The sequence below is a fragment of the Candidatus Pelagibacter sp. genome, from assembly GCF_052049675.1.
Taxonomy (GTDB): Bacteria; Pseudomonadota; Alphaproteobacteria; order Pelagibacterales; family Pelagibacteraceae; genus Pelagibacter.
This window is the reverse complement of record NZ_JBNGZM010000001.1, coordinates 329,075-340,509: the sequence shown is the minus strand read 5'-3', so window position 1 is coordinate 340,509 and position 11,435 is coordinate 329,075. Positions and strand designations below refer to the sequence as shown.

Sequence of the window (11,435 nt, the reverse complement as noted above, 5' to 3'; positions counted from 1 at the left end):
TAATTTATTTGATACTTATTGTGTTTAAATCTAAAGCAGCTGTTCTTGTTATTTGGTATTCCTCAGATGCTAAAGGGACTAATCCTATTTTAGCTAAGTAACCTCTGTTACTCATAGCTTTTTTAGATGTGAACTCTTTTAAAAATTCCTGAATACCAGGAATTACACCTATGTGAGCCTTTTTTACATAAAAAAACAAAGGTCTTGCTATCGGATAAGAGTAATCTTGAATACCTTCTAAAGATGGTTGAACTCCTTCAACAGAGGATGCTTTAACCTTATCTTTATTAGCAACTAGATAACTATAACCAAAAAAACCAAAAGCATCAGGATTAGATGTAAGTTTTTGTACAATTAAAGTATCATTTTCACCTGCTTCTACAGCGTAACCGTCTTCTCTAATTTTAGCACATTCTTTTTTAGCTTTATCACCAAATAAAGATTTAGCAGTTTTTGTACATCCTTTAACCATTACAAGAGAATTCCATGCATCTCTAGTACCAGAAGTTGGAGGAGCAACTAAAATTTCAATTTTTTTATTTGGAAGATTTGCATCTATATCGCTCCATTTTTTGTATGGATTTTCAATAAGTTTGCCATCAACATCAACTTTAGCAGCTAAAGCTCTCCACAATTGCTCTTTTGTAAAATCTGCATCTGGAGCACTAACAGCGTGTGCAAATGAAATTCCATCATTACCTACTACAATTTCAATAATTTCGGAAACTCCATTTTTTTCACATAAAGTTTTTTCCTTAGGTTTAATTGCTCTTGAAGCATTAGTAATATCTGGATGATTAGCACCAACTCCAGCACAGAATAATTTCATTCCACCACCAGTTCCTGTACTTTCAATAACTGGTGTTTTGAATTTTCCACTTTTACCAAACTTTTCTGCAACTACTGTTGCATAAGGGTAAACAGTTGATGACCCCACTATTTTGATTTGATCTCTTGAGTAACTTGATGTCGTAAAACCAATTACTAAAAGAAAGCTTATAAATATACTTGTTAATTTATTCATATTTCTCCTTATTAAATTCATAATGCAAAACTAAATAATTCTGATTCTTTAATACTTTATTAAAGGAAGGTTAAACTTTTGTTACAATGACTAACTTTTTAGTTGAATTACAAAGGATTAAATTTGATATCTATTGTGGTTCCTTCATTTTCAACACTATTAATATCCATCTCTGCTCTATGTTGTGAGACTAAATGTTTTACAATGGCTAAACCAAGACCTGTACCACCTACACTTCGGCTTTTGCTTGGATCAACAGTAAAAAATCTTTCAGTGATTCTATGTATAGACTCTTTTGGAATACCTATTCCCTGATCTGCTACTGAAACAGTATTAAACTCACCATCTTTTTTAGCAGTGATTGTAATTTCTTTATTTTTATCACTGTATTTGATTGAATTATCGATAAGATTAGTAAAAATTTCTATTAATTTATCTCTATCACCAATTATTTTGAAATTATCAATTTTGTTAAATTTAATACTAATATTATTTTTTCTAATTATTTTTTCATAAGTTTTAATAACATAATCAATCAATTCTATAAGATCTATTTCATGTGTTGGTCGAATATGTTCCTGTAATTCTATTTTAGATAATGATAATAAATCTCTGATTAAATTTTCCATTCTCTCAGATTGAGAGCTCATTACTGGTAATAAATTAGTTACTTCCGAATTCTTTTTTAAATCTGAATTATTTTCAAATGTTTCAAGTCCCATTTTAATAGATTGTAGTGGTGTTCTTAGCTCATGTGATACATTAGCTACAAAATCAGATTTTAATTGTTGGAATTTATGGAATTCAGTTAAATCCCTTATAAATAAAACACAACATATTTCATCAAAAAAAAGATTATTCTGATCAAGGTAAATTGTTATATTTAATCTTTGAACAGCTTGATTTCTAACTTCAATTTCAAGATCTGAAATATTGTTACCCTCAAATGATTTATCAATTGAACTTAAAAGATCAGGGTTTCTTAAAAAGCCACTTATATTCTCTTCTAGTTTTATCTGAAATAATTTATTAGCAGAGTTGTTGCTAAAAAGAATTTTCTTACCTTTACCTAAAATTATTATTCCTTCAGGAATATAATTTAATAAATTATATATATTTTTTCTATAGTCTTTACTTTCAATTACTTTAATTTGTTCTTTTGAAGCTTCATTTTCAACATTGATACCGAGCACTCTCTCTTTTTTTAAAAGAAAATAAGCAAGAATACCTACAAGTATTAAAAGTATTATGATCAATAATTCCATTTAATAATATTTTTAATTCTTTGTTATTATATTTAAAATATCTTTACCATCAATTTTAACTGGATTGTTGCCTAATCTTAATAAATTTATACCTTTTAAAACATCCTCTGAACTTTTAATTATATTTATATTAAATTTTGTTAAATCATCCTCTAAATTTGCTTTTTTTTTTATTAAAGAAATTTTGGAATTGAAACCATTAATGTCCTGAACATCAAATAAGTTAAATATTAAATCAAATCTTTTTTTTAAATCAAAAGAGGTTTCAGATTTGTCTATATTTTCATAGTTAAATTTAAAAAATTTCTCAAAAAATAAGCTAACTGCATGACCGTGACTAATGTTAAATAGAGATGTAAATGGATAAGATGCAGCATGTGGGGCAGTAGTTTTAGATATACTAATTGCTTTACCTGCTAGATTTGAAGCAATACTCATCTCTGTTGCATTTTTCATGTTTGGTTCGTTTATAAAAGATATAAAACTGTTAACGGAAACTCTTAAAGACTTTGAAGCATATTCAACACTTTTATCGTTAGATTTTCTTGAAACTAAAGATTCTAAAGCTTGTGCTATAGCATCAAAGCCTGATGATGCTTTTATTTTATTTGGAGCAGATATTAAAAATTCAGGAATAAGGAAATAATGATCTGGTATCAATAATTCACTTTCAAAAGAGTGTTTAATTCCATCAACATAAATAACTGCATTAGAAGTAACTTCCGCACCGGAGCCTGCTGTAGTAGGTATAACTGCTAATTTAGTATATTTTTTTTTAAACGGATAAGTGTAATTGACAATTAACTCAGCAAGATCTGGTCTGATATCAACTACATTAGCTATTTTAGCATAATCAATTACTGCACCTCCACCAATAGCTAAAAATAAATCAGGTTTAAAATTTTTAATATCTTTTATAATTTCAATTAACTCCTCAAGAATTGGAATTTCAGATTTTTTATAAAATAATTTTATCTCTTTATTACTAATATTTTTAAGTAGATTTTCAGCACCAGAATTAACAAAAGATTTTTTGCCACATAAAACAAAAATTTTTTTAAAACTTTTATCGTTTATGTATTTTAAGATATCTTCACTTGAATTGATCATTTTTTCATAAATTGATTTTTTATTTTAATCAAATTGTCTGGCCTAGGTAGTTTTTTGATTTTACTATTAGTTACCTTAACCTCTAAAAAAGCAGGTCCATTAATTTTTATAAAATTTTTAGTTATTTTTAATGAATTTAATTTATTTTTAATTGAGTAAAATTTTTTAAAACCTAAACTTTTAGATAGTTTTTCAAAATTTATATTATCAGCATTAGTGCTTTGTCCCCCTACAGAGTCATGAGAATTGTTATTTAATAAAATGTATTTAAAATTTTTTTTGGCAAAATTACCAACTGTCATAATCGAGCCTAAATGCATTAAAAGAGCACCATCTCCATCTATACAAAAAGTATTTTTTTTAGAAGCTAATGAATAGCCCAAAGCAACCGATGAAGTATGACCCATGCCACCAACCATATAGAAATCTTTATTTTTGTTTAAATTAAATTTTTTTCTCAGGTACATTAACTCTCTTGAATTGTATCCGGTGCTAGAAATTACTTTTGATCTAGTTGGAATTTCTTTAATTAAGGTTTTAAGAAAATATTCTTTATCTAAACTATAAAAGTCTTTTTTAGAGCTTAATTTACTATTTTTGTGAAGAGTGCCCTGTTCAATTAAACAAGCTACTATTGTATTGTTTTTTTTTGCATGTTTGATTTGTTTATCAAATTTTTTAAAATCTTTATTTGATCTTAAAATAGTATATTTAATATTTAATAACTTTAAAATTTCTCTTGTAATTTTACCTTTTACATTATGCTGTGGTTCATCTTTAACTTTTGGTGATCCCCTCCATCCTATAATTAATATTAGAGGAATTGAGTATACTTTCTTATGAGCTATAGATATTAACGGATTTAAAGCATTAGAAAGTCCAGAATTTTGCATGTAGATACATGGAATTTTTTTTGTTGAAAGATAATGACCTATTCCGATTGAAACTGCAGAACCTTCGCTAGTTGCAATAATATGATTTCTCTGATTTTTTAAATAAGAAGATAGTTCTTTTAAAACACTATCAGGTACGCCAGTAAAAAAATTAGTGTTATTTTTTTTTAATAAGTTAATTAAAGTATTAACTTTAATCATTTTTAATAAGATTTATTATTTCTTTTATTGGAATTATATTTTTATCCGCTTCAAAAGCTCTGCTATTTTTTAATATAGTTCTAGCTGTATTTTGCATGGCTGGATAAGCAGATCTTAGTAATTGATTTGCATAAATAACTAATTTAAATCCATTTTTAATTAAATCTTTCTCATAAACTTTAGAATAAGTAGATGGAACTGAAACTAAAGGTATAAAATTTTTACTCTTCTTAAATTCCCTTGCAAAAGAAAAAATTTCTGTAGGGGTTTTTTCTTTGCTATGAATTAAAATTGCATCTGCTCCTGCTTTTGAATAAATTTCAGCTCGGTGCAAGGCATCTTTAAGTCCTTTACCAACGATAAAGCTTTCAATTCTAGCTATAACCATGAAGTCTTGTGATTGTCTGGAATTGCATATTTTTTTAATTTTTTTTGCAAAAAGTTTAGGTTTATCCTGTTTGGTACCTACTTGATTTTTAAATAAAGAGTTTTTCTTAAGACCAACTTTATCTTCCATAATTATTGCTGATGCGCCTGATCGTTCTAAAGACCTTACTAAAAACGATAAGTGTTCTATTTGACCGCCATTGTCAGCATCAAATACTAATGGTTTTGTGGTAACGTCCATCATGTCGTTTAAAGATGAAATACGTGCAGAAAAAGATAGTGAAGAATTGTCTGGTAAGCCTTTAGTTGCTGAATCTGTTAAACTAGACGACCACATCCCATCGAATTCTAATTTTTTTTTATTTTTTATCAGATCGATTTTTTCAATAATTAAGCCAGTTAAAGAATTATGAGATTCAAGTATTCTTACAATATCTTTTGAATTCATTAATCTTTTTAGTCTAGAAACTCTATTTTCAGGCAAAGCAATAATATTATTCATCTCTTTTTTTATTAATGTTGATGAAATATTTTTAGTGTATTTTGGCTCTATAAGTTTTCCAGACCATTTTTTAAGTGTTTTAATTACCCTTTCCCTTGTTTTTTTTTGCACACCTTTTTTCCAGTCATCTCCGTGTACTACATAGTCTGGTTTAATTACATTTAGGTTTTCTACATAATCTAAAGTTTTTTGAGGAATAACTTTTTTTACATATTTAATGTTTTCAATAACAATTTTTCTTTTTTCAAAGTCTAAATAAGGAATATTTTTATAGCTTGAAATTGCTTGATCGGTTAACAAACCAACATAAACATCGCCATAAGTATTAGCAGTTTTTAAAATATTTATGTGGCCTTTGTGTAAAATATCTGCTGATAAACCAACATAAACTTTTTTTTTTGACTTTTTCATTTTTAAAACTGAATAAGAATTATTTATATATCAACTATTTAACACGTCCATAAATATCTTGATATCTTACGATGTCAGTTTCTTTAAGAATAGAACCAACTTGTGCTTCAAGAATTTTAACAGGTTTTTTTCCAGAATTTTGAACTCTATGAATTGCTTCTAGTGGAATAAATATATGTTCTCCAGGTTTTTTTATAATTGTATCTTTATTAAGTGTTATTTTAGCATTTCCTTGAGTGACTAACCAATGTTCAGCTCGGTGATGGTGTTTTTGTAAACTTAAAATACCTTTTGGTTTTACATATAACTCTTTAATTAAAAACTCTTTTCCTTCAAATAGATTAGTGTATTTCCCCCATGGACGGTAATACACGTTTTTTTTCTTAATATATTTTTTTTTATTTTTGTCATACATATTCAGAATTTCCTTCCAACTACCAAGATCTGACCAAGGAATATCTAATTTGATAGCGTTAATTTGTTTGGTTTTTTCTAAAATTGCATAATCAAAAGATTTAGCAGTCGCTTTTATAAACGAAGCTTTATTTAAATAATACGTGTTAGCCTTATATTTTGCTTTATTAACTGCATTTATACAATTTCTATAAGTTTTAGCCTGATATTTTTTAAAGTTGTTAATAATGGAATCTTTTCTAAGATAAAACATTCCAGAATTCCAATAGCCCTTATTCTTTATAACTTGTTTTGCTTTAGCTTCTTTTGGTTTTTCAATAAAACTTGTTACTTTATTGATATTACCTTTAATTTTTTTAGTTAAAAAATAACCATAATCACTTGTTGGAGACTTTGGTTTAATTCCAAAAACAAATATATTTTCTTTATTAAGTTTTGATTTATTTTTATTTATCGCTTTATTAAAAATACTCATCTTGTCAATCAAATGGTCTGCTGTAAAAAACATTAAAGGCTGATTGTCTGGAATATCTTTAATTAAAGCTGAACTTAATATAGCTGGAGCAGTATTTCTTTTTGCTGGTTCTACAACAATTTTGTATTTATTTATTTTGTTTTTTCTAAGATGCTGTTTAACTTTGTTTAAATATCTTTTATTTGTGCTGATGATAGGTACATCATAAAAAGAGGTTTTTATTCTCTCAAGTGTCTTTCCAAGTAATGTCCAATTACCAAAATCAATAAACTGTTTTGCTTGATGATTTTTAGAATTTGGCCAAAGTCGAGTTCCAGCACCTCCACATAAAATAACTGGACGAATTTTCATTAAATCTCTGAATAATCCTTAACTTCTTTTTTCTTACCTGGATGTGTTGGTGCTCCTAAAAATGCTGGTCCAACAGTTTGTGCATATTTCCATAAAGTACCTGATCCAAAATCTGATCTTCTTGCCCGCCATTTTCTTTTCCTTGCAGCTATTTCTTTTTTAGAGAGTCTTACGTTGATAGTTCCTTTTTTGGCATCAATATCAATGATATCTCCTGTGCGTAAAAGGCCTATAGGACCACCTAGAGCAGCCTCAGGGCCCACGTGACCAACACAAAAGCCTCTTGTGGCACCAGAGAACCTTCCATCAGTAATAAGGGCTACTTTCTCCCCTTTTCCCTGTCCATAAATTGCACTAGTTGTTGATAACATTTCTCTCATACCTGGACCTCCAACAGGTCCTTCGTATCTAATTATAATTACATCACCATCATTATACTTTTTGCTTTGAACAGCTTTCATTGCACTTTCCTCATTTTCAAAGCATCTTGCTTTTCCAGTAAATTGTAATTTTTTAAGTCCAGCAACTTTTACAATTGCACCTTCTGGTGCTAAGTTTCCTTTTAATCCAACAACACCTCCTGTTGGAGATAATGGATTTTTATAAGATCTCATTACTTTTTGTTTTGGATTAAATTTAATTCCTTTTAAATTTTCCTTCATAGTTTTTCCAGTAACCGTCATGCAATCACCATGAATATAACCACCTTCATATAAGGTTTTTAATAACATTGGAACACCACCTGCTAACCACATATCTTTTGCAACATATTTTCCACCAGGTTTTAAATCTGCAAGATAAGGTGTTCTTTTAAAAATTTTAGCAACATCCATTAAGTCAAATTTAATTCCTGCCTCGTTCGCAATAGCAGGTAAGTGTAAACCTGCATTAGTAGATCCACCAGTTGCAGCAACAACAGTTGCAGCATTTTCTAATGCTTTTCTTGTAACAATGTCTCTTGGTTTAATCCCTTTTTTCAAAAGGTTCATAACCGTTTTACCACTAGCTTTTGCATATTTATCTCTTTCTTCATATGGAGCTGGTGTTCCTGCTGAATAAGGTAATGCTAATCCAATTGCCTCAGATACACATGCCATTGTATTTGCAGTAAATTGACCTCCACAAGCACCTGCACTAGGACAAGCAACTAATTCTAATTTTCTAAGTTCTGCCGCAGACATTTGACCTGTTGAATGTTTTCCAACCGCTTCAAATACATCTACAACTGTTACGTCTTTTCCTTTGTATTTTCCTGGAAGGATTGATCCACCATATATAAATACACTTGGTACATTCAATCTAACCATAGACATCATTAGACCTGGTAAAGATTTATCACATCCTGCAATACCAACTAAGGCATCATAACAATGACCTCTAACCGTAAGTTCAGCTGAGTCAGCGATTACTTCTCTAGAGATCAATGAAGACTTCATTCCTTCATGACCCATTGCAATACCGTCAGTGACTGTAATTGTACAAAATTCTCTTGGTGTTCCACCATTTGCTCTAACTCCTTTTTTAACTGATTGAGCCTGTCTCATTAGCGCAATGTTACAAGGAGCTGCCTCATTCCATGTGGAAACAACGCCAACAAAAGGTTTTGCTACATCTTTTTCAGTTTCCCCCATAGCATAATAAAACGATCTGTGTGGAGCTCTGTCTGCACCTAATGATGTATGTCTGCTTGGAAGTTTCTTTTTGTTAAATTTAGCCATTATATACCCTTTATTGTTACTGATATTTTCTCAATATCATTCTTTAAATTATTATAATTATTTTTTTCTTGTTCAACAATCTCTTTTGGAGCTCGGTCAACAAAACTTTTATTCTCCAATCTTTGAGATATTTTATTCATCTCTTGCTCTAATCTACTTTGTTTATTTGTTAAATTTTCTTTAATTAATTTTAAATCAACATCTTTATCAAAATAAATCTTAAACAAATCACCAGAAACAACCATTGTCGCAGCTGGTTTATCTAAATCTTTATCTAGAATACTATTAATTCTCCCAAGTTTTTTTAGTATAATTTCATTTGTATTAATAAAGTCTTTTTGATTTTTATTAATATTACTTATTGATACATCAATAAATGAGCCTGGGCTTACATTTAGCTCATTTTTAAATGATCTAATCTCTGAAATAATTTTGATGATATTTTCAACTTGTTCAGTACTACTGTCCTTATTTATCTCACCTGAAAACCAATTTTTAAGCATCAAATAATCACTTCCTTCATTATCAAATTTATTTTTAAGCCAGATTTCTTCAGTAACAAAAGGAATAAAAGGATGTAAAAGAATCAAAATTTGTTTGAATACAAAAGATGATACTTTTTTTACCTCTGCTTTAGATTTCTCGTCTTCTGAAAATAGTATTGTTTTAGATAATTCTAAATACCAGTCACAATACGAATGCCACGCAAATTGATAAGCGTTTTTAGCTGCTTCATCAAATCTATAATCTTCAAGATTTTTTTCTATCTTATTTTTGGTTTCAACAAGTTCTGAGTAAATCCATTTGTTAATATTTACACTTAAACTAGGAACTTTTTCTATGTCTTTAAAATCACACTCATTGGTTATCAAAAAATTATTTGCATTCCATAATTTATTTAAAAAATTTCTATAACCTTTTACTCTATCCTCAGAAAGCTTAACGTCTGTACCTGGAGAGGCCATAGATAACAAAGTAAATCTAAGTGCATCAGCACTATATTTTTCAATTATATCTAAAGGATCAATTACATTGCCTTTTGATTTAGACATTTTTTGTCCTTTCTCATCTCTAACTAATGCATGAACATAAATATCTTTAAATGGTTCTTTGTTTAAAAACTCTGTACCAAACATAATCATTCTAGCTACCCAAAAAAATATAATATCGAAACCTGTAACTAAAACAGATGTTGGATAAAATTTGTCTACATATTTATTATCATCTGGCCAACCAAGTGTTGCAAAAGGCCATAAGCCAGATGAGAACCAGGTATCTAAAACATCTGGATCACGATTTAATTCAACATCTTTACCATAATGTTTTTTTGCTTGCTGTTTTGCATCATCCTCATTTTCTGCAACAAAAATTTTTTCGTCAGGACCATACCAAGCGGGTATTTGATGTCCCCACCAAAGTTGTCTTGAAATACACCATGGCTCAATATTATTCATCCATTGAAAATAAGTTTTTGACCAATTCTCAGGAAAGAAATTTGTTTTTTTAGAATTAACAACTTCTTTGGCTTTAACAGATAATTTACCTGCATCAGCAAACCATTGTTCTGTTAGGAATGGTTCAATTATTGAATTGGATCTATCTCCGTAAGGAACTTTATTTTTAATATTCTCTTCTTTTACAAAAAATTCTTTTTCTTTAAGTTCATTTAGGATTTTTTTTCTTGCTTCAGACCTATCAAGACCTACGTAATGTTCTGGAGCACTGTCATTTATTTTTCCTGATTCAGTAAAAATATTTATAATTTCAAGATTATTTCTTTGCCCAACATCATAATCATTAAAATCATGAGCTGGAGTTATTTTTAAAGCTCCTGTTCCTTGTTCAGGATCTGCATAATCATCTTCGATAATTTTTATTTTTCTTCCAACAATTGGAATAGTAACTGTTTTTCCAACGTGGGATTTAAATCGCTTATCTTTTGAATTAACAGCAATAGCTGTATCACCAAGCATTGTTTCAGGTCTTGTTGTTGCAATTGTTATAAATTCACCAGTTCCATCTATAGGATATTTGATGTAATAAATTTTAGAATTTACCTCTCTTTGATCTACTTCTAAATCCGATATAGCTGTTTTTAAAACTGTGTCCCAATTGACCAATTTCTTATCTTTGTAAATAAGACCTTTATTATAAAGATCTACAAAAACCTTAATTACTGATTTGGATAAATTATCATCCATAGTAAAGGCATTTCTTGACCAGTCACAAGAACATCCAAGTTTTTTTAATTGGTTAATGATTATGTCTCCATATTGCTCTTTCCAATCCCAAACTTTTTCAATAAATTTTTCTCTACCAATTTCATTTTTATCAACTTTTTCAGAACTTAATTTTTTCTCAACTAAAGCCTGTGTAGCTATACCTGCATGATCTGTACCTGGTTGCCATAATGTCTCATAATTATTCATTCTGTGATAACGAATTAATAAATCTTGAATAGAATTATTGAGAGCATGACCCATATGCAAACTACCTGTTACATTTGGTGGAGGAATTACAATTGAAAATTTTTTTGAATTTTCTTTTGGCTTAAATAGACCATTTTTTTCCCAATAAGAATAAATTCTATTTTCTACATCAGAATGTATATATTTATCGCTACTCATTGATGTTAAAGTTTATAATTTAATAATTTAAATTAACAATAATCAATTTGAATCGTT

At 28.8% G+C, this 11,435-nt stretch carries 8 protein-coding genes; all 8 read right to left on the bottom strand.

The features are described 5' to 3' along the window. Positions 1-4 precede the first annotated feature (4 nt). Positions 5-1,024 (bottom strand): substrate-binding domain-containing protein, encoded by a 1,020-nt coding sequence (locus tag ACTT9L_RS01820; RefSeq protein ID WP_440927663.1) that lies wholly within the window; start codon positions 1,022-1,024, stop codon positions 5-7. Between the two features lie 107 nt (positions 1,025-1,131). Beyond that, complete coding sequence (locus tag ACTT9L_RS01815) at positions 1,132-2,289, bottom strand: ATP-binding protein (protein WP_440927662.1); 1,158 nt, start codon at positions 2,287-2,289, stop codon at positions 1,132-1,134. Positions 2,290-2,301: 12 nt separating this feature from the next. Continuing rightward, complete coding sequence (locus tag ACTT9L_RS01810) at positions 2,302-3,399, bottom strand: iron-containing alcohol dehydrogenase (RefSeq protein WP_440927661.1); 1,098 nt, start codon at positions 3,397-3,399, stop codon at positions 2,302-2,304. Further along, on the bottom strand, positions 3,396-4,493 hold the full coding sequence (gene aepY / locus ACTT9L_RS01805; RefSeq protein WP_440927660.1) for a phosphonopyruvate decarboxylase: 1,098 nt from the start codon (positions 4,491-4,493) through the stop codon (positions 3,396-3,398). The genes ACTT9L_RS01810 and aepY overlap by 4 nt, the downstream gene beginning before the upstream one ends. Next, on the bottom strand, positions 4,486-5,793 hold the full coding sequence (aepX, locus tag ACTT9L_RS01800; RefSeq protein ID WP_440927659.1) for a phosphoenolpyruvate mutase: 1,308 nt from the start codon (positions 5,791-5,793) through the stop codon (positions 4,486-4,488). The genes aepY and aepX overlap by 8 nt, the downstream gene beginning before the upstream one ends. 34 nt (positions 5,794-5,827) lie before the next feature. Further along, positions 5,828-7,033, bottom strand: a complete 1,206-nt coding sequence (locus ACTT9L_RS01795) for a sugar phosphate nucleotidyltransferase (protein ID WP_440927658.1) — start codon at positions 7,031-7,033, stop codon at positions 5,828-5,830. Then, a complete protein-coding gene (ilvD, locus tag ACTT9L_RS01790) occupies positions 7,033-8,751 on the bottom strand; it encodes a dihydroxy-acid dehydratase (RefSeq protein ID WP_440927657.1) in 1,719 nt (572 codons plus the stop codon). Before ilvD ends, ACTT9L_RS01795 begins: the two co-directional genes overlap by 1 nt. Continuing rightward, positions 8,751-11,378, bottom strand: a complete 2,628-nt coding sequence (locus tag ACTT9L_RS01785; RefSeq protein ID WP_440927656.1) for a valine--tRNA ligase — start codon at positions 11,376-11,378, stop codon at positions 8,751-8,753. The genes ilvD and ACTT9L_RS01785 overlap by 1 nt, the downstream gene beginning before the upstream one ends. Positions 11,379-11,435: the final 57 nt, after the last annotated feature.